The organism is Acidimicrobiales bacterium, assembly GCA_035533095.1.
Lineage (GTDB): Bacteria > Actinomycetota > Acidimicrobiia > Acidimicrobiales > Palsa-688 > DATLUM01.
On record DATLUM010000040.1, the window covers coordinates 13710 to 34965 of the forward strand.

Annotated in this window: 20 protein-coding genes; 14 read left to right on the plus strand and 6 right to left on the minus strand. The window is 68.1% G+C overall.

Annotation, left to right across the window (positions count from 1 at the left end):
* Window positions 1-32 precede the first annotated feature (32 nt).
* The 12 genes from VNF71_03730 (at window position 33) to VNF71_03785 (ending at window position 10864) form a co-directional block, all read left to right on the plus strand.
* Window positions 33-227, plus strand: a complete 195-nt coding sequence (locus VNF71_03730) for a ferredoxin (GenBank protein HVA73654.1) — start codon at window positions 33-35, stop codon at window positions 225-227.
* A 75-nt stretch (window positions 228-302) separates the two neighbouring features.
* Window positions 303-1568 carry an amidohydrolase family protein gene (locus VNF71_03735; protein ID HVA73655.1) on the plus strand — a complete coding sequence of 422 codons (1266 nt, stop codon included), beginning with the start codon at window positions 303-305 and terminating at the stop codon, window positions 1566-1568.
* The gene (locus VNF71_03740) at window positions 1565-2515 is read left to right on the plus strand and encodes an enoyl-CoA hydratase (GenBank protein ID HVA73656.1); all 951 of its coding nucleotides are present in this window, start codon (window positions 1565-1567) and stop codon (window positions 2513-2515) included. The genes VNF71_03735 and VNF71_03740 overlap by 4 nt, the downstream gene beginning before the upstream one ends.
* Entirely contained in the window at window positions 2512-4071 is a 1560-nt protein-coding gene (locus tag VNF71_03745; protein HVA73657.1) for an AMP-binding protein, read from the plus strand. The genes VNF71_03740 and VNF71_03745 overlap by 4 nt, the downstream gene beginning before the upstream one ends.
* Complete coding sequence (locus VNF71_03750; GenBank protein HVA73658.1) at window positions 4068-4535, plus strand: SRPBCC family protein; 468 nt, start codon at window positions 4068-4070, stop codon at window positions 4533-4535. Before VNF71_03745 ends, VNF71_03750 begins: the two co-directional genes overlap by 4 nt.
* Window positions 4532-4975: an OB-fold domain-containing protein gene (locus VNF71_03755; GenBank protein HVA73659.1), complete on the plus strand. Its 444-nt coding sequence runs from the start codon at window positions 4532-4534 to the stop codon at window positions 4973-4975. The genes VNF71_03750 and VNF71_03755 overlap by 4 nt, the downstream gene beginning before the upstream one ends.
* Window positions 4972-6189: a thiolase family protein gene (locus VNF71_03760; GenBank protein HVA73660.1), complete on the plus strand. Its 1218-nt coding sequence runs from the start codon at window positions 4972-4974 to the stop codon at window positions 6187-6189. The genes VNF71_03755 and VNF71_03760 overlap by 4 nt, the downstream gene beginning before the upstream one ends.
* A gap of 34 nt (window positions 6190-6223) precedes the next feature.
* A complete protein-coding gene (locus VNF71_03765) occupies window positions 6224-6526 on the plus strand; it encodes a hypothetical protein (protein ID HVA73661.1) in 303 nt (100 codons plus the stop codon).
* 6 nt (window positions 6527-6532) lie between these two features.
* A complete protein-coding gene (locus VNF71_03770; protein ID HVA73662.1) occupies window positions 6533-7135 on the plus strand; it encodes a helix-turn-helix domain-containing protein in 603 nt (200 codons plus the stop codon).
* Window positions 7136-7229: 94 nt separating this feature from the next.
* The gene (locus VNF71_03775; protein HVA73663.1) at window positions 7230-8117 is read left to right on the plus strand and encodes an acyl-CoA thioesterase domain-containing protein; all 888 of its coding nucleotides are present in this window, start codon (window positions 7230-7232) and stop codon (window positions 8115-8117) included.
* Entirely contained in the window at window positions 8104-9612 is a 1509-nt protein-coding gene (locus VNF71_03780) for an aldehyde dehydrogenase family protein (GenBank protein ID HVA73664.1), read from the plus strand. The genes VNF71_03775 and VNF71_03780 overlap by 14 nt, the downstream gene beginning before the upstream one ends.
* Before the next feature lie 34 nt (window positions 9613-9646).
* On the plus strand, window positions 9647-10864 hold the full coding sequence (locus tag VNF71_03785) for a CoA transferase (protein HVA73665.1): 1218 nt from the start codon (window positions 9647-9649) through the stop codon (window positions 10862-10864).
* Window positions 10865-10900: 36 nt separating this feature from the next.
* Here VNF71_03785 and VNF71_03790 read toward each other — a convergent pair whose 3' ends face one another.
* Both VNF71_03790 and VNF71_03795 read right to left on the minus strand, forming a co-directional pair.
* Window positions 10901-12109, minus strand: coding sequence for a hypothetical protein (locus VNF71_03790; GenBank protein HVA73666.1), 1209 nt, complete (start codon window positions 12107-12109; stop codon window positions 10901-10903).
* A 130-nt stretch (window positions 12110-12239) separates the two neighbouring features.
* Window positions 12240-13967, minus strand: a complete 1728-nt coding sequence (locus VNF71_03795) for a PQQ-binding-like beta-propeller repeat protein (protein ID HVA73667.1) — start codon at window positions 13965-13967, stop codon at window positions 12240-12242.
* 233 nt (window positions 13968-14200) lie between these two features.
* Here VNF71_03795 and VNF71_03800 point away from each other — a divergent pair, with 233 nt between their 5' ends.
* On the plus strand, window positions 14201-15487 hold the full coding sequence (locus VNF71_03800; protein ID HVA73668.1) for a cytochrome P450: 1287 nt from the start codon (window positions 14201-14203) through the stop codon (window positions 15485-15487).
* 130 nt (window positions 15488-15617) lie between these two features.
* Window positions 15618-16295, plus strand: coding sequence for a TetR/AcrR family transcriptional regulator (locus VNF71_03805; GenBank protein ID HVA73669.1), 678 nt, complete (start codon window positions 15618-15620; stop codon window positions 16293-16295).
* Between the two features lie 10 nt (window positions 16296-16305).
* On the opposite strand, the gene VNF71_03810 is transcribed toward VNF71_03805, so the two are convergent.
* The 4 genes from VNF71_03810 to VNF71_03825 are packed head-to-tail and all read right to left on the minus strand — an operon-like array spanning window position 16306 to window position 21249.
* A complete protein-coding gene (locus VNF71_03810) occupies window positions 16306-17493 on the minus strand; it encodes a MaoC family dehydratase N-terminal domain-containing protein (protein HVA73670.1) in 1188 nt (395 codons plus the stop codon).
* A gap of 11 nt (window positions 17494-17504) precedes the next feature.
* Complete coding sequence (locus VNF71_03815) at window positions 17505-19151, minus strand: class I adenylate-forming enzyme family protein (GenBank protein ID HVA73671.1); 1647 nt, start codon at window positions 19149-19151, stop codon at window positions 17505-17507.
* Complete coding sequence (locus VNF71_03820; GenBank protein ID HVA73672.1) at window positions 19148-20095, minus strand: acyl-CoA dehydrogenase family protein; 948 nt, start codon at window positions 20093-20095, stop codon at window positions 19148-19150. Before VNF71_03820 ends, VNF71_03815 begins: the two co-directional genes overlap by 4 nt.
* The gene (locus VNF71_03825; GenBank protein ID HVA73673.1) at window positions 20092-21249 is read right to left on the minus strand and encodes an acyl-CoA dehydrogenase family protein; all 1158 of its coding nucleotides are present in this window, start codon (window positions 21247-21249) and stop codon (window positions 20092-20094) included. The genes VNF71_03820 and VNF71_03825 overlap by 4 nt, the downstream gene beginning before the upstream one ends.
* Between the last annotated feature and the right edge of the window lie 7 nt (window positions 21250-21256).

The window sequence follows — 21256 nt, forward strand, 5'->3', positions numbered from 1 at the left end:
CTAGCAGTCGAGCGTCGTAGTATCGGTCCCGAATGAGGATCAGCATCGACCAGTCCAAATGCACCGGCCACGGCCGCTGCTACGTGCTCGCCCCCGACCTGTTCGGGGCCGACGACAGCGGCTACGGCGCAGTCACCCGCGAGGACGTGCCCGAGGAGCTGCGCTCGCAGGCGGACGCGGCGCAGCAGAACTGCCCGGAGCACGCGGTCGTCCTCGAGGAGGACTAGACCGGCGGCGGCCGGTGTGAAAACGCCGTTGTCGCTGGTATAGGGTCGGGGCGGACTTCGGATGGGGAGGGCCGCATGGACGTCGATGACCTGATCATGGTGAGCGTGGACGACCACGTGGTCGAACCGCCCGATGTGTTCGAGGGAAGGCTCCCCGCCAAGTACAGGGACCTCGCGCCCAGGTTCATCACCCGCGAGGACGGAACCAACGCCTGGGAGTACGAGGGCAACGTGATGTCCAACGTCGCGCTCAACGCGGTCGCCGGCCGGCCCCCCGAGGAATACGGCATCGAGCCGACGTCGTTCGACGAGATCCGCCCGGGCACCCACGACATCCACGAGCGCATCAAGGACATGGATGCCAACGGCGTGCTCGGCTCGCTGTGCTTCCCGTCGTTCACGGGGTTCTGCGGTCAGCTGTTCGCCCGGACCAAGGACAAAGACGTCGCCCTCGCGATGGTCCAGGCCTACAACGACTGGCACCTCGACGCGTGGTGCGGCAGCTACCCGGGCCGCTTCATTCCCTGTGTCATCCCGGCGATCTGGGACCCGGAGGTGATGGCCGCCGAGCTGCGCCGGACCGCCGCCAAGGGCGCCCTCTCCGTCACGTTCTCGGAGAACCCGTCGAAACTCGGGTGGCCGAGCTTCCACTCCGGCCACTGGGACCCGTTCTGGCAGGCCTGCTGCGACGAGGGAATCGTGGTGTGCCTCCACATCGGGTCCTCATCCGAGCTGGTCATAACCGCACCCGATGCCCCCATGGACGTGCTCATCACCCTGACCCCGATGAACATCGTCCAGGCAGCTGCGGACCTGGTCTGGTCACCCGTCCTCCGCAAGTTCCCCGATTTGCGCATCGCGCTGTCAGAGGGCGGGATCGGCTGGATCCCGTACTTTCTCGAACGGATTGACTACAACTACCAGCGCCATCACTTCTGGACCGGCCAGGACTTCGGCGACCGCCTCCCGAGCGAGGTCTTCAACGAACACATCATCACCTGTTTCATCGACGACCACTTCGGCGTCGCCAGCCGCGACTTCCTTGATATGGACAAGGTCTGCTGGGAGTGCGACTACCCCCACTCCGACTCGACCTGGCCGACAGCGCCCGAGACATTCATGAAACAGATGGACGGCGTGGACCGCCACGACATCGACCGGATCAGCCATCTCAACGCCATGCGCAACTTCGGCTACGACCCCTTCAGCTTCATGCCGAAAGAGGAATGCACGGTGGGTGCGCTCAGGCGTAAGGCGGCTGGCCACGACGTGTCGATCAAGGCAAAAGGAAAGCGGGGGACTGGCGCGACGCTCGCCTCCCAGCTGAACTACAAACGATGACCGGAACCGACTATCGCTATATCACCTACGAAGCCCTCGAAGACGGGACCATCGCCCGGATCCTCCTGAACCGGCCCAAGACCCGCAACGCTCAGAACCGCGGGCTTCTCGTGGAGCTTGACGACGCGTTCAGGCAAGCCGAAGCCGACGACAATGTTCGCGTCGTGATCCTGGGCGGCGTGGGACCGCTGTTCTCCTCCGGGCACGACATGGGATCGTCCGAGTCCGTAGCCGAAAGGACCCCGGGGCCCGACCAGCACCCGAGCATGGTGATCAACGGCGGCACCCGCGTCGGTGCGGAGAAGCTGATGCTGCAGGAGTGGCACTACTTCTTCGACAACACCCGCCGCTGGCGCAACCTCCGCAAGATCACCATCGCCCAGGTGCAGGGGACCGTCTTCGCCGCCGGCCTGATGCTGATGTGGGCGTGCGATCTGATCTGCGCGGCTGACGACGTGATGTTCGCCGACGTGGTCGGCACCCGCCTCGGGATGTGCGGCGTCGAGTACTTCGCCCATCCCTGGGAGTTCGGACCGCGGCGTGCGAAGGAGTTGCTGCTCACCGGCGACTCGCTCGACGTCGAAGAGGCCTACCGCATCGGCATGGTCTCGAAGGTGTTCCCTCGCGAGAGCCTCGAAGACAAGACGCTCGAGTTCGCGAAGCGGATTGCCAAGACTCCGACGATGGCCGCTCTGCTCATCAAGGAGTCGGTCAACCAGAGCGTCGACAGCATGGGCTTCTACAACGCTCTCAACGCCTGCTTCACGATCCACGAGCTCAACCACAGCCATTGGGCGCAGATCCACGAGTCGAAGTACCCCGTGGCCGAGCCGGCGGACGGTATCCCCGATTGGCGCACGGCGCCGCCGGTGCTCCCTCTCGTCAAGGACCAGCCGTCTGCGGCGCCGCCCAACGGCGCCGCAGCGCAGACTCCTTCCGCTCGGTGACCGGCGCCGGCAGCGGCGACACCCGGGCGGAAGCCCCGACCCTGCCCGCCGGCGTATTCGACGTACTCGACCGCCCGCTTCGCAACAGCCCGCACCACCCAGCGCTCGTCACCAGCCAGGGCGAGACCTCTTACGCGGGCCTCGACGCCCTGGCCAACCGTGCGTCGAACGCCCTGCGCGACCTGGGAGTCAACCCGGGCGATCGCATCGCGGTCTCGCTGCCCAACGACCTCGACATCGTCGTCGCGTTCCACGGCGCGATGCGCCTCGGCGCCGTGTGGGTGGGCGTCAACCGCGCGCTGGCGAACCCGGAGAAGGCGTACATGGTCGCCGACGCCGGCGCGACGATCCTGCTCTCGTCGGACGCCCCCCTTCCGGAGCTGCCGCGTGGGGCGAAAGCCGTCGACCTCGAAACCTGGCGCGGACTCGTCGCGTCCAGCCCGCCGTCCACTCTCTCGACCCGGTCGCAGCCCGATCCGTTCGCACCCGCGGCGATCGCCTACACGAGCGGGACGACCGGATTCCCCAAGGGGGCGGTCCATTGCCAGGCCGGCCTCATCATGCCCGGCGCCGCCACCGTCGCACGCCGGCGCTGGGGCCCGGAGCTTCGCAAGGGCGACTCCTTGCCGCTCACCATCGTGAACATGATGTGCCTGACGACGCTGCTGACAGCGCAGGCCGGCGGCACCGCCGTCATCATGGAGAAGGCCGACACCACCTCGATCGTCGGCTACATCCGCCGCCACAGGGTCGCCGTCTGGAACGGACCGCCGGCGCAGCTGCACACCCTCCTGCACGACGAGTCCGTGTCACCCGGGGACCTGGCCAGCCTCCGAGAGGTGTGGGTCGGCGGTGGCGACTGCCCCGACTTGTTGCGCACCGGCTTCGAGCAACGCTTTGGGGTGCCGGTCAGCCGTACCTACGGCCTCACCGAGGCCCCGGCGCTGGTGAGCATCGACGACCTGGAGGGTCCGCGCCCTCCCGGGTCGAGCGGCAGACCGCTCGACCACATCCACATCCACACCGGCGAGGGCGGCGAGATCGTCATATCCCCCACCAGGACCGGGCCGTGGTCCGGGACCTACCGGCCGGTGCTCGGATACTGGAACCAGCCGGAAGCCACCAGTGCCGTTCTGACCGGCGACGAGCTGCACACAGGCGACCTCGGCCACCTGGGCGACGACGGACACTTGCTCGTCCTCGGCCGGCGCAGCCAGCTGATCATCCGCGGCGGCGCCAACGTGTACCCCGCGGAGGTCGAGCGGGTGCTCGTTGACGCCCCGGGGGTCCGCGCCTGTGCCGTGGTCGGCGTGCCCGACGAGCGCCTCGGCGAAAGGGTGGGAGCGGTGATCGAGCCCGTCCCCGGTGTGGCACCCGACCGCGGCGCCATCCTCGCCCACTGCCGGGTAGCTCTCGCCGCGTACAAGGTGCCCGAGCGGATGGAGTTCGTCGAGCAGCTACCCAGAAACCAGATGGGAAAGGTCCCGCGCGCCGAAGTGATGGAGATCCTTCGGGTAGAGCGACCAACCGCACCCGATGCCATGATTGGGAAATGATCCGCGGCGAAGGTGAGGCGCTCATAGAGGGGGTGAGCGCGGACGACGTCTTCGACTTCGTGCTCGATCCGGCGCAGTACACCAAGGCCGACACGAAGATGCGGTGGGTCACGAAGCTCGCCGACCTGCCGGACGGGATGATCGCACGCGAGGACGGCACCTTCATGGGCCGGTTCAACGGGTCGGTTGTGACCCGCTACCGCTGGGACAGGCCCACCCACATCGACGTCACCTTGGAACACGGCGTCCCGGCGCATCTGCACGCCTGGTTCGAGATCGAAGAGCGCCACGGCGCGACGCGGATGCGCCACGTCGAGGAGATGGACTTCGGTCACGGGCCGCTCGGGATGCTGTACGACCTCGTCGCAGGCAGGTGGTTCGCCGGCGCGGTCAGCAAGGAGGTCGCTGAGATAAAGCGGCTCCTCGAAGCCGGCGAGCGAGGCCGGGGCCTCTCCGCCCTGTGACCGCACGCAGGGAAGTCGGGGGAGTGCTGCCGTTGCGGGTCAAGCCGTTCCTCGACCCCGACAACACCGCATTCTGGACCGGCGGGGAGAAGGATCAGTTGCTGATCCATCACTGCGCCGACTGCGGCTGGTGGACCCACCCGGCCGCGCCGAGGTGCAGGAAGTGCCACAGCGCGCATGTCTCCCCGGAGCCGGTGAGCGGCAAGGCGAGGGTGGCTACCTACACCGTCAACTACAAGCCCTGGATCCCCGGCTCGGAGCCGTACATAGTCGCGCTCGTAGAGTTGCCCGAGCAGCCGGCGCTCTACCTCACCACCAACCTCGTCGGGATCGAAGCGGAGGACGTGGTGATCGGCATGGAGGTCGAGGTCGTGTTCGAGGAAGGCAACGGCGTCTGGTACCCGCTGTTCAGGGCCGCTGGATCGGGCGCCGGCGCATGACCCGTGCGACCACCCGGCGCATCGGGGAACGCCGGTCGTACATCTCCGGCATAGGGCAGTCGGTCGTCGGCCGGCGCCTTGGCCTGTCCGAGATGGAGCTCACCATGCAGTCGGCGCTCGAAGCGGTCGCCGACGCGGGCCTGCGCCCCGAGGACATCGACGGGCTTTCCACCTACCCGGGGACCGGGAAGGGCACGTCCGCCGGCGGCTTCGGCGGGCCCGGTGCGACCGACGTGATCGACGCTCTGGGCCTCAACGTCGAGTGGTACAGCGGGAGCATGGAGGGCTCCGCGCAGCTGCAAGCCGTCGTGAACGCCTGCATGGCCATCGCCAGCGGCCTCGCACGTCACGTGCTCGTCTACCGCACCGTCACAGAATCGACCGCGCAGGGTTCAGGCAGCCGAGAAGGCATCGGGGCGTCCGGGATGGGCCGCGGCGTACCGGGACCCTTCCAGTACCTCATCCCCTTCGGAGCCATGTCCGCCGTCGACTGGCTCGCCTACTCCGCCCGCTACCACTTCCACCACTTCGGTCTGACGAGAGAGAAGCTCGGTCAGATCGCGATCAACAACCGCCGCAACGCCGGACTGAATCCCAAGGCCCTCCTGCGCGAGCCGATGACCCTGGAGGAGTACCTGTCCGTGCGCATGATCGCCGATCCGCTCTGCCTCTACGACTGCGACCTTCCCTGCGACGGATCCACGGCTCTGGTGATCTCCGACGTCGACACAGCGGCCGACTCCGCCAAGACCCCGATCCAGATCCACGCCGTCGGGACAGCGGTCAGGGGACGTCCCTCGTGGGACCAGTGGGCGGACCTGGCGACCTTCCCGGGGCGCGGCCCCGCGGCGCAGCTTTGGGAACGGGCCGACCTGACGCCCGCAGATGTCGACGTGGCCCAGCTGTACGACGGGTTCTCTATGATCACGGTGCTGTGGCTGGAAGCGCTCGGCTTCTGCCCGACTGGCGGTGCCGGCGACTTCCTCGAGGGAGGCAAGCGCATCGCCCTCGACGGTGAGCTGCCGCTGAACACGAGCGGCGGCCAGCTGTCCGCCGGCAGGCTCCACGGGTTCGGCCTGATCCACGAAGCTGTCGTCCAGTTGAGAGGCGACGGCGGCGAGCGGCAGGTGCCCGGAAGGCACGAGGTTGCCGCGGTCGCCAACGGCGCGGGGTTCACCGCAGGCTGCATGCTCCTCACCCGCGGGCTCGCCTGAACAGCATCGCAGAGGGGCCAATACACTGCCCGGCATGATCAAGGTCGGTGCCCGCCTCGCCTGCCCGGACTGCCCCGCCGAGGTGGTCGTCACCCGCGCCGCCGAGACGTCGGCGACGCTCGCCTGTTCGGGGTGCGAGCTGGTGGCTCTCGATGCCGCCCGGCCACAAGGTGGCCACGCCTCGCCCGCTGACGCCGCCCCACAGCTCGGCAAGCGCTACGTCGACGACGACGCCGGCCTCGAGTTGCTCTGCACCAAGCCCGGTACGGGCGAGCTCACCTGTGACGGCAGGGCACTGTCGCTCAAGGCTGCCAAGCCGCTGCCCTCCAGCGACTGAGCATCGGTGGTCACGACCGGAACGGACCTCAGCCCCGAAGCGCAGGCAGAACGCGCCCGGCTGATGGACGCCGCCCTCAAGGTGATGAGGGTGAACGGCTTCCAGGCGGCGAGCGTCCAGGACATCCTCGACGAGGCCGGCCTGTCGACGCGGGCGTTCTACCGCCAGTTCCGGTCGAAGGACGACCTGCTCCTCGCGATGTTCCGGACCGCGTCGGCACGCGATGTCGACGCGGTCGCCAAGCGTGTTCGCGAGGCGTCGAACCCGATGGACGGGCTCCTGGCATGGGTCGACGAGATGCTCTCCATCGCGTTCGACAGGCGGCGGCTCAGCAGAATGGTGATGTTCAACAACGTCGCCCGGCAGATGACGGACTTCGACGAAGAGGTCGCCTACGTGCGCGCGGCGCTCAGCGCACCGCTGGTCGAGGTGCTCTCCGCCGGCGCCGCGGACAAGACCTTCCCGTCGACCGATCCACAAGAGGACGCCTCGACGATCTTCGATCTTCTGTGGAGCGTCGCCGGCCCGGCGCGGCAGCTCGGACGCGAATCGGCGCTAGAGCATCTGCTGCGGTTCTGCCTCCCGGCACTAGGCGTCGCAACCGACTGAAAACGGTATTGTCGCTGGTGCCGTCGGAGCGCCCGCTCCCGGTGAACAGAGGAACCTGCGTGGCATCGGATCGGTCATACGAGGGGTTGCGGGCTTGACGTCGCACACGGGCGCCGGCCACCTGCCCGAGGCGTTCAACCTCGAGGCCTTGGGCGGAGGGAGGTTCCGCGCGTCGAGCATCGGCGACCCCGAGGTGCACGACGTGGTGTTCGGCGGCCAGATCCTCGCCCAGGCCATCCTCGTCAGCGAAGCCGCTGCCAGAGAAACCGCGGCGGGCGGCGCCGAGCCGGGCAAGGACCTGTCGTCCATCCACACCGTCTTCAGCCGCGTGGCCACGATCACCAAGCCGCTCGAGATCGATGTCGATGTCCTTCACGACGGCCGCACCGCTTCGAGCCAGACGATCACCGTCCACCAGGGCGAACGGATCTGTGCGCGCGCCCTGGTTCTGCGCCAGGCGCCGGCGGCCGATTTCCTCCGCCACCAACACCCGAAGCCGGGCGTGCCCGGGCCCGCGGACTGCAAGCCGGCCGAGGCGCGCGGTCTGGTAGTGGAAGGCACCGAGGTACGCGTCGCCGGCGACGCCGGCACGTGGGACTCCTCCGAGCCGACCGGCCCGCCCGAGCTCAACGTCTGGATTCGCCCCCCGGGCGAGCTCACGCAACCCGAAGCCTTGAGCCAGGCACTTCTTGCCTTCGCGACGGACGGGTACCTCATCGGCGCCGCGATGCGCCCGCACGAGGGTGTAGGCCAGGACATGGCCCACCGCTCCTTGACCACGGGCGTCGTGACCCACACCATGCAGTTCCACGAGCCGGTTCCGCCGGCAGCGTGGCTGTTGATGGCTCAGGAGTCGACCCACGCCGGCCGGGGCCGGGCGTTCGGGCGGGCCGAGGTGTTCGCCGAGAGCGGCGCACTGGTGGCGTCTTTTTCCCAGGAAAGCATCATCCGCGACGGCAGGAGGCCCGATGCCCGCCTTTGAACCAGAAGAACGCATGCTTGTCGAGGGCAAGCTCACCCACGCAGACAGCGGGCGGACGTTCGACAACGTGAACCCGGCCACCGAGGAGATCATCGGAGTCGTGGCCGACGCGGGCACTGAGGACATGGACCGCGCGATCGCCGCCGCGCGCCGCGCGTTCGACCAGACCGACTGGGCCACCAACCACAAGTTCCGCCAGCACTGCCTCGGCCAGCTCCAGGTCGCTCTCGAGGAGGAGAAGGAGGAGCTTCGCTCCGAGTTGGTCGCGGAGGTCGGGACACCCGTGTTGCTGACTTACGGACCGCAGCTCGACGCGCCGTTGTCGGAAGCGATCACATGGCCGGCGTCGTTCATCGACGAGTTTCACTGGGAACGCGACCTGCCGGAGGGAACCGCCTTCGGATCGCGGAGCTGGCGCAAGGTAGTCAAGGAACCCGTTGGTGTCGTCGCGGCGATCGTCCCGTGGAACTATCCCTTCGAGGTGACGCTCAACAAGCTCGGCCCCGCGCTCGCCACCGGCAATACGGTCATCCTCAAGCCGGCGCCGAACACACCGTGGAACGCAACGCGCATCGGTCGTATCGCCGCCGAGAAGACCGACCTTCCGCCGGGGGTGCTGCAGGTCGTCCCGACCTCGGACAACACGGTGGCAGAACGGTTGGTCACCGACCCTCGGGTTGACCTCATCTCGTTCACCGGGTCGACCGCTGTCGGGCGGCGCATCATGGAGAAGGGAGCGCCGACGTTGAAGCGGCTGTTCCTAGAGCTCGGCGGCAAGTCCGCCGACGTCGTGCTGGACGACGCCGACTTCGCGTCGAAGCTTTCGATGTCGTGGACTGTGTGCGTGCACGGCGGTCAGGGGTGCGTCATGCTTACCCGCCTGCTCCTGCCCCGTTCGCGATATGACGAGGGCATCGAGATGATCGAGGCCGGGTTCCGCACTGTGTCCTACGGAGACCCGACGGACCCGTCCAACCTGCAGGGGCCCCAGATCAGCGCAGCGCAGCGCGACCGCGTGCTGGGCCTGATCCAGACCGCCCGGGACGAGGGCGCACGGATAGTGCTCGGCGGAGGCAGGCCCGCCCACCTGCCGGTCGGCTACTACGTGGAGCCGACGCTGATCGCTGACGTGGACAACTCGATGACCGTCGCGCAGCAGGAGATCTTCGGCCCGGTACTCGTCGTCATCCCCTACGAGGACGAGGACGACGCGGTCCGCATCGCCAACGACAGCCAGTACGGGCTGGGTTGCGGCGTCACCTCCGCTTCCGAGGAGCGCGCGATCGCAGTCGCCCGCCGCATCCGTGCCGGCACGGCTTCGGTCAACGGCGGCATCTGGTACGGCGCCGACTCCCCGTTCGGCGGTTACAAGGCGAGCGGCATCGGGCGCCAGAACGGCGTAGAGGGGTTCGAGCAGTACACCGAGACGAAGACCATCGCTGGCCCGCTGCCGGTCGAGCCCGGCGCCGGCGGCTTCCTCGACCCCAGCAGCTGAGCACCGTCCGGTCCAGACAGGGAGAACGTTCATCGTGAAGCGCATCATGGAGGGAATCCGGGTAATCGAGGTCGCCGCTTGGACCTACGTGCCCATGTCGGGTGCCGTGCTCGCCGAATGGGGGGCCGACGTCATCAAGATCGAGCACCCCGACACGGGCGACCCTCAGCGAGGACTGATCACCTCGGGTCTGATGCCGTCGGGTCCGGGTGGCGTGAACTTCATGATCGAGCTGCCCAACCGCGGCAAGCGCAGCGTCGGCCTCGACCTCAAGAGCGAGAAGGGACACGAGATCCTCCTCGAGCTGGTGAAGACCGCCGACGTGTTCGTGACCAACTTCCGCCCCCAGGCGCGAAAGAGCCTCAAGATCGACGTCGACGACCTTCGCGCCGTGAACCCCCGTTTGATCTACGTGCGCGGGTCCGCCCACGGCCAGCGTGGACCGGAGGCGGAGCGTGGGGGGTACGACGGGTGCTCGTTTTGGGCGAGGGGCGCGTCGGCGGACATCATCAGCGACCCCGACGGCTACCCGCAGATGCAGCCGGGGCCTGCATACGGTGACGTGATCGGCGGTCTGACGATCGCCGGCGGCATCTCCGCCGCCCTGTACCACCGGGAACGGACGGGCGAAGCTCTCGTCGTCGACAACTCTCTGCTCGCCACCGGCATGTGGGCGACAGGTGCCACCGTGTTGATGGCCGGCCTGTTCGGATTCGGGCGCATGCCACGCGGCAACCGGGCCAAGGTTCCCAACCCGCTGGTGCTGACCTACAAGACCAAGGACGAGCGGTATCTGTCGTTGATCATGCTCGAGTCGGACCGCTACTGGGCCGACCTGATGGAGAAGGTCGGGCGGCCGGAACTGGCGACCGACCCGCGCTTCGTCGACTCGGCCGCCCGCGCCCAGAACAGCGAGGCGTGCGTGGCCCTGCTCGACGAGATCTTCGCCAGCCGCACGTTCGAGGAGTGGAAGACGGTGCTGCTCGAAGTAAAGGGCGTGTGGGCGCCGGTCCAGACCGCCCAGGAGGTTCTCGACGACCCGCAGGTGCTGGCAAACGGCTACATCCGCGAGGTCGAGGCCGCATCGGGGACCAGCTTCCGCATGGTCGCCTCACCCCTGCAGTTCGACGAGGAGCCGCCCGACCTGGTGCGCGCGCCGGACCACGGGGAGCACACCGAAGAGGTCCTGCAGGAGCTCGGCCTCGACATGGACGCCATCATCGACCTGAAGATCTCCGGCGCCGTCCTGTAGGCGCCGTCCGATAGGCGGCAGTCGGCACCGGCGGCTTCAGCAGCCGGTCGGGGTGATCGCGACCTGGCCGGCGTCGTTGGTGACCGGCGTGCCCGACGGTGCGGCCGGGGTGGACGGGATTCCGTTCTGGTTCATCTGCTGGCCGCCGCCGGCGACCACCCCGCACGTACCCACGTAGACCGCTGGCAGGGGGTACACGGGCAGCGCCGGCGAGCCCTGCGGGTCTGGGTCCTCGTAGAACTGGAAGCCCGGCTCGGCGTAGACGTTCTGCGCCTCCTGCTGGCGGTACCAGTCCATCGTGTGGTTTCCGCACCCGTTCGGCCCCGGCGCCTCGGATGTCGTGTCGCCGCTGCTGCAGTTGTAGGGATCCCACGTCTTGCCCTGGTAGTTGTAGACGTCCCGGCTGCTGCCTTGTTGGCTCGCTGAGCACTGAACCTGGGCGTTGGCGCCGCAGCCCTGGTAGACGGTCTGGCGCTGCGTCGTCGCCTCTTCGCATATGCCGTCGGCGCAGGCTCCCTCGTAGGCGCCCGCGAACGGAACGGGGTCGTAAGCCGTCGGGGTCTGCGACGCCATCGCCGGCAGGAAGAAGATGCCGACGCCGCCTCCGTCGGAGGGGCCGGTGACCGAGCCGGCCGTTCCGTTGGTGCCACTGGCACCGTCGTGCTCGCCGGCGTCGGTGTTGTCGTCCTGGCCGTAGTAGAGGCGGAACCCGCCCATCACGAGCGATTGGAGACCCGACGTGTCGGGCGTGCCCGTCTCCGGTGTCAGTGTCAGAGGCTTGCTCGTGTTCTGGATGTCGAATGTGGCGTTGGCACCCGTGCCGCTGCCTGAGCCGCAGCCGACACCGGGGCCGCCGCCCGTCCCGTTCGTGTTCACAGCGGCGCAGCCGGAGTGGATCGAGTTGTCGTTGCCCGGGTATCCGAGCGAGAGGGGAGTAGGCGTTCCGGCCGGGCCGTTGTTCGGCAGCTGGTCCAAACCCACTTCTGCGTAGCGGGTGTTGCCGTCGCCGCCTTCCACGTTGATCGCCACGTTGTGGCAGCCCGGCTCCGCAGCGGGCTCGGAGGTGCCGGGGTTGCCGGCGTTGTTGGCATCGGCGTTCGCCGAGCAGTCCTGCTGCGAAGGCTGGTACCCGCCTCCGCTCACAGCCCAGGCCGCGCCCGTGAAGCCGGCTGTGGCACCCGCCAAACCGAGAGCCACGACAGCAGCCCAGGTCCAGAGACCTCGCCTACAGGGCGTCGGTTCCATCGCACAACCTCCCCAGATCACGCACCCCGCCTGTGCGGGCGACCAACCCAAGTGAACCATATAACGCATATAGAACAAAACCTGTCTTGTTGGTACAACGCTCCGCCCTGGCCCCGATGGCGGCGCTGGTTCACGCCGGCGCCGCCTGGAACGCCCAGACCCCGCCGAGGTCGCCCAGGGGGTTGAGGGTCTGGTTCAGGGGGGTCTGCTCGCAGGCCTGGCGCAGCGCCGCCGGCGCCTGGTCGGCGCAGGCCTTGAACTCGACGTCGCTCTCGGACGTCCCCTGGCCGATGACGACGGTCCCGTTTCCGATGGCCGCCCCCGAGGAGATCGGCGCGCCGAGGGGGAAAGCCCAGAGCGGCTGGCCGGTGGCGGCGTCCAGCGCCCGGAACACGCCGTCGAGAGATCCGGTGTAGACCACCCCGTTGGCCGTGCTGGTGGGGCCGTAGCTGTATCCCTGCGCGCCGGACCACGCGTTCGCGCCGGTGGAGCCCGAGAACGCCTGGAACCCCGGAACCCCCCGGACCAAGGTGGCGGGGTCCTGCAGCACCGGGTTCCCGTTCGAGTCGTAGGTGACAGGCGTGTTGATCGCCACGCCGCCGAACACCCGCGGGGCGGCGGCCACCTCGCCGACCGCCGTGGTGCCGATGAACCCACCCAGGGCGAAGCCGGGCTGAACGTTGCCGTTGCCGGTCTCCGCTGAGCGCCAGACGAGCTTGCCGGTGTCGCGGTCTACCACCATGTAGTAGCCGTCCTTGCCCGCCAGGCCGACGACGGGCGTTCCGTCCGGCAGGTCGAAGAGCTGGGCGGATGCCCCGTAATCGTCGTCGTCGTTGCTGAGCGGCGGATGAGCCTGGTAGCTCCACAACGGCGTGGGAACCGGTGTCCCTACCGACAAGGCGATGAGGCTTTCCGAGTACTGGGACCATCGGTCGGCGTAGTTGTACTGCTGGCCCGCTGGGCAGAGCGGGTCCGAGTTGTCGCTGGGGCAGGGGGTGCCACTGTTGTCGGGGCAGTCCGCTGTCCCGAAGTACAGGACGGCGCGGTGCGTTGCGTCACCGCCTGTATCGAGCCCGAGAGCCGGCGACGACCACACGTTCCCGCAGCCGTAGAGGGCCTTGCCGGCCGCGGTCTCGGGATTCCAGTGCCACCGGACCTGACCGGTCTGCGCATCGAGCGCCCAGATTCCCTCGCCGGTGTACCCGCTGTCCTGGTTCGCGTCGGAGCCCACGAAGACCGTCGGGCCGCCGGGAGCGCTCTCCCACACGAGAGGCGACGACTCGACCTCCCCGGAGCTGGTGGAATGAGCGGGATCGAAGTCGGTTCGCCACACGATGGCGCCGGAGGACGCATCGAGCGCGTACAGCGACCCGCCGCCACCCACAAAGACCATGTCCTCGCCCTTGACGGCCGCCACCGCCGCGGACGAGGTGATCGTCCCGTAGGCCCCTCGATGCTGATCCCTGTAGGGCGTCGCGGCCGCCGGGCCCACGACGGTCTTCCAGAGCTGCTGCCCCGTCTGCAGGTCCAGCGCGAAGAAGTTCCCGCCCCAGTCCCCGACGTAGACCACGCCGCGGTAGATCGTCGGCGTCGCCGTCACCACGTCGGGGGTGTGAACGTGCCAGGCCGGGACCAAGGTGCCGGCGGACGACACAGACGGAGCACCCGGGCAGTCGCTCGACATGGTGCGGGCGGGGCCACCGCCGTACATCGGCCAGTCGCAGGACGGTTGGGGCGATCCGAGCAGCGATGGCAGGCCGGGGCCGGCAGCACGTGCCGGCAACCCGGCTGATACCACCGAGAGCGCCGCCGCAGCGGCCAGAAGCACCCAACGGCGGCGTCGCCGGATTGTCCCCATACTGCGAGGTTCTCAGCGCGCGCAGGTGCTCCTGCCTGGACGCCGAAGAATATTGGGAGGCGGTGGTGCACAACACCTCCCCGGACGCATGTAACAGAAACGACCAAACATGTAACATGTGTCCCCGTCCTGGGTATCAGAGAGCCTGAGGATCAGATCACAGACACAGCGTCCAAGGGTGAGATTCGCCCGACCCTGCGACAAGCGGGGCCGGACCCGGTGGGGAGGATTCGATGAGCCACACAGAAGTCCGTCCGGTTGACACAGTGGACAGCCAGCTGGAGGGAGTGTGCCCTCATGCCGGATCGGTGGAGCCCTTCGACACCAGCGAGCCCGGCTGGTCACTCAAGGTGATGCTGGACCCCGAGTTCGCCAAGGACCCGCGCCCGTTCTTCGAGCGGATGCGGGCGGGGGCACCCATGCGCGACGAGTTCCAGATGGAAGGCAGAAAGCCCACCGTGCTGGTCGCCACGGCGAGCGACGTCGAGAGCACGCTACGCAACCCCAAGCTCTTCTCGTCGCAGTTCGGGGAGGGCATGGGATCGCTCGGCAACGACCGGCCGCTCATCCCGCTCCAGATCGATCCGCCGGACCACAAGAAGTACAGGGTTCTGCTCGACCCCTACTTCTCGCCGCGCCAGATGGCCAAGCGCGAACAAGATGTCGCCAAGCTCGTCAACGAGTTGATCGACGGGTTCATCGACAACGGAAAGTGCGAGTTCACTTCGGGCTTCGCTGTCCCGCTTCCGTGCACGGTCTTCCTCCGGCTGATGGGTCTGCCGCTCGAGGACCTCGACCTGTTCCTCCGGATCAAGGACGGGATCATCCGCGGCAATGGCGAGACCAACATCATGAAGCAGATGGAGGCTCGAAAGGCTGCCGGGGAGCAGTTCTATGCATACTTCGATGAAGCGTTCGACCGCATCGTCGCCGACCGGGTCGAAGGCATCCTTCTCGACCTTCACGACGCGGAGGTCGATGGGGCCCGCCTGACCCGCGAAGAGATCATCGACATCTGCTACCTGTTCATCATCGCCGGCCTCGACACGGTCACCGACAGCCTTTGCTGCTTCTGGTCCCACCTCGCCGAGAACCCGGCCAACCGCCGGCGGATCGTCGAGGATACGGCCGTGATCCCTGCAGCTGTGGAGGAACTGCTGCGGTGGGAGTCTCCGGTATCGGGGGTCGCTCGTGTCGCCACGGAGGACACCGAGATCAGCGGCTGCCCGGTCTACAAGGGGGAAGCCCTGCTCATCTTCGTCGGGGCGGCCAACACCGACGCTTCGGCGGTGGAGCACGCCGACCGGGTCGACTTCGACAGGGCTGTCAATCGCCACCAGGCATTCGGCGGTGGCATCCACCGGTGCCTGGGGTCCCACCTCGCGCGGCTAGAGCTCAGGATCGCGATGCGCGAGTGGCACAGGCGCATCCCCGACTACCACATCGCCGAGGATGCCGAGCTCGTGTGGACCCCCATGCTCCGGGCGGTTCACGAGATGCCGCTCGTCTTCAAGCCTTAAGAGAGGTTCGCAGAATTGCGTGAGCAGAAGAGCGCTGCTGAGCAGCGTTCTTCTGCTCCACCGATGGCGCGAACCTCTTTAGAGCCTCATACCGGGGCCCGGGGTCGCGGGGCGCTACCGTCGGGTGACCGTGAGCGACCTCGTACCAGCCACCCGCGACCGCATCCTCGAAGGCGCTCTGCTCGCTTTGGGCCGGGTCGGCATGCGCCGCCTGACGATGAGCGACGTCAGCGAGCGATCCGGTCTGTCGCGCGGAACGGTCTACCGGTACTTCCCGTCGAAGGAGGACCTGCTCGCAGTCTTGGCCGAGTACGAGCGCGACCGGTTCTCGGAGGGGCTGCGGCGGACGCTCGAAGGGATCCCTGAAGAGGACCAGAGCCTCGATCTCGTCGTCGAGTACATCATCAATTACCTGCGCCAGCACCCGGCGCTGACGCTGCTCATCGACACCGAGCCGGCTTTCGTGCTGGGCTTCTTGAGCCAGCAGCTGCCGGTGTTCCGCCGCATCACGGAAGAGCTCATCGACCCCGTCATGCGCAACACCGTCCCGGTAAGGGAAGGCTGGGTGACGATCGCCGAGCTCAACGAGCTGCTCCTGCGCGTCGTCCTCTCCGTGTTCCTGGTGCCCGGTGAGAGCCGGGCGTCCGTCGTCGGCGCGCTGGAGGGCACCCTCGGGAGCATGGTCCGCCTCGCCGCCGGCCGGGAGCTGCCCAAGCAAGCCCGGCGCAGCACCACCGGGCGCAGCACGGCCGGTCGCAGCAGTAGCGGCCCCAAGAAGGCCGGCCGATCGACGCGCACCAAACGCTGAAAGCCGGGACCTATTCCGCCGGCAGCTCCACGTCGACGGTGCCCTTCGCCATGACCGCGTCGTGCTGGTTGATGAGCTCGACAGCGACCGTGACCATGTGGCGGCGCTTTCGTTCGATGTTCTTGCCCGTCACCGTGCCTCGCACATAGGTGACGTCACCCGTGAACGCCGGGTTCCGGTACTGCGCGTTCGAGTGACGGATGAACCCCCACTCCCCGGCCCACGCCGCGACGTAGTCGAGGACCCACGCTCCCATCGAGGCACCGTACCCGTAGCCGCGGGCCATGCCGACGTGCTTGGCCCAGCGCGGCTGAAGGTGCCCTCGGGATGGCCCGTAATAGGCACCGTCCGTCAGCTCGGGGTTCACTCGCTCCATACGCCGGTCGCCCTCGAAGCCGGCCATCTCCTTGGTGTACCCGAGCGCCTCCGCGCGCACCGTCGTCGGCCCTTTCAGCGTGGCACCCCACGTCGTCATCGGGTAGGCACGCCACTCGGTCGTGAAGCTGGCCAGGCTGTGCGGCCCGAGCACGTTGAGGGCGAGTTCCTGTCCTTCCTCCACGGAGCCGAACAGGCGCTTTTCGTGAGCGAGGTCCTGGATCTGTGCGATGAACCCGCCCTTGATCTCCTCCAACTCGAGCAGCTGCTCGTCGGTCCACTCGGGTTCGCCCGGCTCGTCGAACATCTTCTTCTCCCGGGCCTGGCGCACCTGGTAGCGGATGGCGGTCGAACGTTGGAGAGCGACCCGTTCACCACGCTGGTTGATGTAGAGGGTGTCGCCGCGCTGGAAGCAGGTGGGACCGGCGAACTTGGTCTCGGTCACCTTGTAGTCGAACGGCATGCGGTGGCACACGAGATGGTCACCCGGCTCCACGCGCGGCCCGAAGAACCACCACTCGTCGCCACCGAAGATGAGGTGCGAGTTCGGGATCAGGCCGACCTGCGCCGGCGACGCGCCGTGGCTCGTGTCGCACGCGACGGTGAACGACTGCGGCGCGACGATCCGCCCGAACCTGCTCGTCGCGGCCCAATCCTCGTCGTAGTGAAGCGGGTTCGGGTAGTGCATGCCCTGCACCCAACGGCGAATGTCGTTGACGGCGACCGGCTCCTTCAACTCCCCCGGCTCCATCGGCACGCCGATGTACTTGTCGAGATCGGACGTGTCGAGACCCTCGGTCGTGTCCTTTTCCCTCATAACCATTTCTGGGCTCGTCATCTGTGGCTGTTCTCCGGTGTCTGCAGGGCTCTCGATGTGTCGAGGCGGGCGTCGATGATTCGCCGAAGCTCGTCGTCGCGGACCTTCGTGTCGCTGGATGTCATGGGCACCTCTCCGTCGGACAGGAAGAGGATCTCCGTCGGGACTTTGTAGGCGGCCAGCCGCTCTCTCAGAAAGCTTCGCACGTCGTCCGCTGTGGCGTGCTCGCCGTCCCGCAGCACGAGGCACAGCACGACGATCTCACCGAGGCGCGGGTCTGGCCGGCCGATGACCCTGGCGAGCTTGGCCGGCCGGAACGCTCGCAGCGCCACCTCGATCTCCGCCGGCGACACGTTCGCTCCGGCGGTCTTGATCATCTCCGAACGACGGCCCGTCCAGTGCAGGAACCCCGCCTCGTCGAACCAGCCCGCGTCGCCGGTATGGAAGAAGCCCTCGTCGTCGAAGCATTCGTCCGGCGTCTTGCCGACGTAGTGCTCCATGAGCGTCGGACCGGCGACGGCAAGCTCGCCCGCTTCGCCAGGACCGAGCAGGCGGCCGCTGCCGGGGTCGATCACCCGCAGCCGGTTGCCGGGCAGGAGCCGCCCGGTGCTGTGCTTCAGGAGCTCCCGCGGATCATCGCTGTAATGCGTCGCGAAGATCGAGCAGGTCTCCGACAAGCCGTATCCCACGGGCGAGTTCCAAGCCGGGTCACCTTTGACGCTGGAGTGACGGGCGAACGCCGACTTGCCGAAGACGTTCTTCAGGGATGAAAGATCGGCCGTCTCCCACTCGGGCAACTCGACTAGAGCGGCCGTCTGGTGAGGAAGCGTGTAGGGCTCGGTGACTCTCTCGCGCTCAATCAAGCGGAGCGCCTCTTCGGGCTGGAACGTCTCCTGCATTACCCAGCAGCCGCCGGCGGCGAGCGTCGCTCCCATCCCGGTGTTGAGGCCGGCGGTCCAGAACATCGGTAGAGCGGTCCACATCCGGGTTCGCGGGTGGCGCCCGAAGACCTGCGCCTGGATCCAGAACTGGAGGCTCGGGGCCCCGTTGGCGTGGAGTATCCCCTTGGGGCGGTCGGTGGTGCCCGAGCTGTAGACGATGGACCCGGGATCTTCTGGGCGAACTCCGTTGGCGCGTGCTCGCAGCTCGCCGTCGCCGATAGTCGTTCCGCCGGCGAGGAACTCCTCCCATCCTTCTCCGACAGCAGCGACTGTCTCGAGCGACGGCGTTTCGAGCGACTCGATCTCCTTCGGGAGCGTTCTGCCGAGGAGCTTCGACTGCGTGAGCAGCACCTGTGTGCCCGAGTGGTCGATCAGGTACTCGAGCTCGGCCGGCGCGGAGAAGGTCGACATCAGCACCGCGGTCGCACCGGCGAGGGTTGCACCGAAGAAAGCAATCACCGCCTCGGGGCGATTGCCCATGAGGATCCCGACTCGGACTCCCGGCCGGACCCCGGCCGCCATGAGAGCGCCGGCGACCCTCCAGGACTGCCGGCCGAGTTGCTCGTACGTCCAACGGGCCGTCCGCCCGCCGAGAAGGGGATCGTCGAATACGAGCGCCTCGTTGCTGCCGAAGCGGTCGACCACTTCGAGGAGGAACCCGCCCAGCGTCCTCGCGCCTATTCCACGAGCGAGAGCGACGGGCGGGCCCTCGAAGGTCGTCATGCCCGCGGGCCGCCCTGCGGGAAGAGAGCCTCGAAGCCGTGTTCCTGGACTGCCGCGCCAAGATGCGCTGCCGTGGTGGCGGCGCCGAACGGTAGGCGAAGATCCGGCTGGATGTGCCGGGCGAGGATCGATACGTCGTATTCGTCGCACACGCCGGCAGCGCCGTGGAGCTGCTGGGCCGTGCGCAGGACCGTTCGCGCGGTCTCGAGCGCGTACAGCCGCAGGGCAAGGGCATCGACAGCGGCACCGGCGGGGTCGGAGCAGGCCTTCCAGGTGGTGTAGCGGCACAGCTCGTCGAGCCCGGCGACAGCGACCGCCGCGTCGGCGAGCTGGAACTGCACCGCCTGGAACTCGGAGAGCTTCTGGCCGAACTGCTCACGGTCGCGGACGTGGGAGACAGCGAGCTCCAGCGCGCGTTCGACGCACCCGAGGATCCGCCACCCGGTGAGGGTGATCCACATTGCCGCGGCGCGCGCGCCGCCGGCGTCGCGGGATTCGCCCCTCTCGAGGTCGCTGACGAAGGGGCCGAGCCGGGAGCCCAGCGGCTTGGATGCCCTCACCGCGATCCCGGTGGTCCCGTCCAGGCCTACCAGCCGCCATGTCGTGAACAGATCGCCGTGGTCTATCCGTGCGGTACCGCCTCCGCCAGCGGCTGCTGTCGGGTTCCCGTCGTGGTCGCGAAGGACAGCCGCCGCCACCGGGTATGGGAGAGCCACCCTGCCGGCGGCGCGGCAAAGCGCCCCTGCAGCGGCGGCGGTGTCGAGATCCTGTCGGGGGTCGAGGTCCTCTGCGCCGAGCGACTGCAGGACGGGCACGACCTCCCGCTGGCGTACCGCAGGGTCCGCCTCGGCGCGGCGCGCGACATCGACCGCCCCGAGGGCCGTGAACGCCTTCTCCGCTGCGGCCCCGAAGGAGGCGGCCTCGTCCGGAAGCTGGGGGTTCACTTGGAGGCACCCAGGAGCTCGCGTGCGACCAGCATCCGCTGGATCTCGATGGTCCCCGATGCGACGGTCGCCGCCTGCGCGTACCGCCAGTGGTCCTCGGCTGCCCCGTGGAGGGGAGCGCCGGCTGCCTTGTCCTCGATGCTGCGTTGCTCGAGTGCGTCGAAGAGCACCTCGGCCACCTGCTGGTCGCACTGGGTCACCGCGATGCGTGCCGCGCTCGCGCTGGCGTCATCGACCCCGCTCTGCTGGCGGGCGACCGCCCGGTAAGCGAGCAGCCTCGCCACCCGGACCTGCACGAGCGCCCAGACCCACTGCTCCCGCAATGCCGGCGGGAGGCCGTCGATGCCTCCGGCCAGGTCCGAGTACTCCGACATGAGCCTGTCGCAGCGGGCGTAGCGGGCGATCCCCACCCTCTCGTGCGCCAGCGCACGCCTGATCACCTTCCAACCGTTGCCCACGCCGCCGAGCACCTCGTCGGGTTCGACCCTGACCGAGTCGAAAAATACCTCGTTGAGATGGTGCGGCCCGAGCATGCTGCGGATCGGGCGCACCGTTATCCCTGGCCGGTCCATCGGGACCAGGAAGATCGTGATGCCCTCGTGCTTGCGGGCCCCCGCGCCGGGCGCGCCGACGCGGGCGGCGAGCACGCACCACTGGGCCATCTGCGCGTACGAGGTCCAGATCTTCTGGCCGGTGACCACGAAGCCGTCGCCGTCAGGCTCGGCTCGCGTGCTGAGCGACGCCAGGTCCGAGCCGGCGCCGGGCTCGCTGAACCCTTGGCACCAGATCACCTCGCCGGCCGCGATCGGCGGGAGATGGCGGCGTTTCTGGTCGTCGTTGCCGAAGGCCATGATCGCGGGACCCACCCAGTTCAGCCCCATGTACTGGGCGCCCCGCGGCTCGTGGTGGGCCCACATCTCCTCGCGCACCACGGTCTGCTCCCATACCGACCCGCCGGCACCTCCGTACTCCTCCGGCCAGGCGACGGTGAGCAAACCCTCGGATGCGAGTGTCCTGCAGAAGCGCTGGGCCACGTCGAGATCGGCGGGATCGTCGGTGAACGCCCCGAGGTAACCCTCAGGTATCTCCTGGGCGATCAGCTCGCGGAGCCTGCCGCGCAGTTGTAACGCCCGCTCGCCGACGTCGTAGTCCAATCGCTCC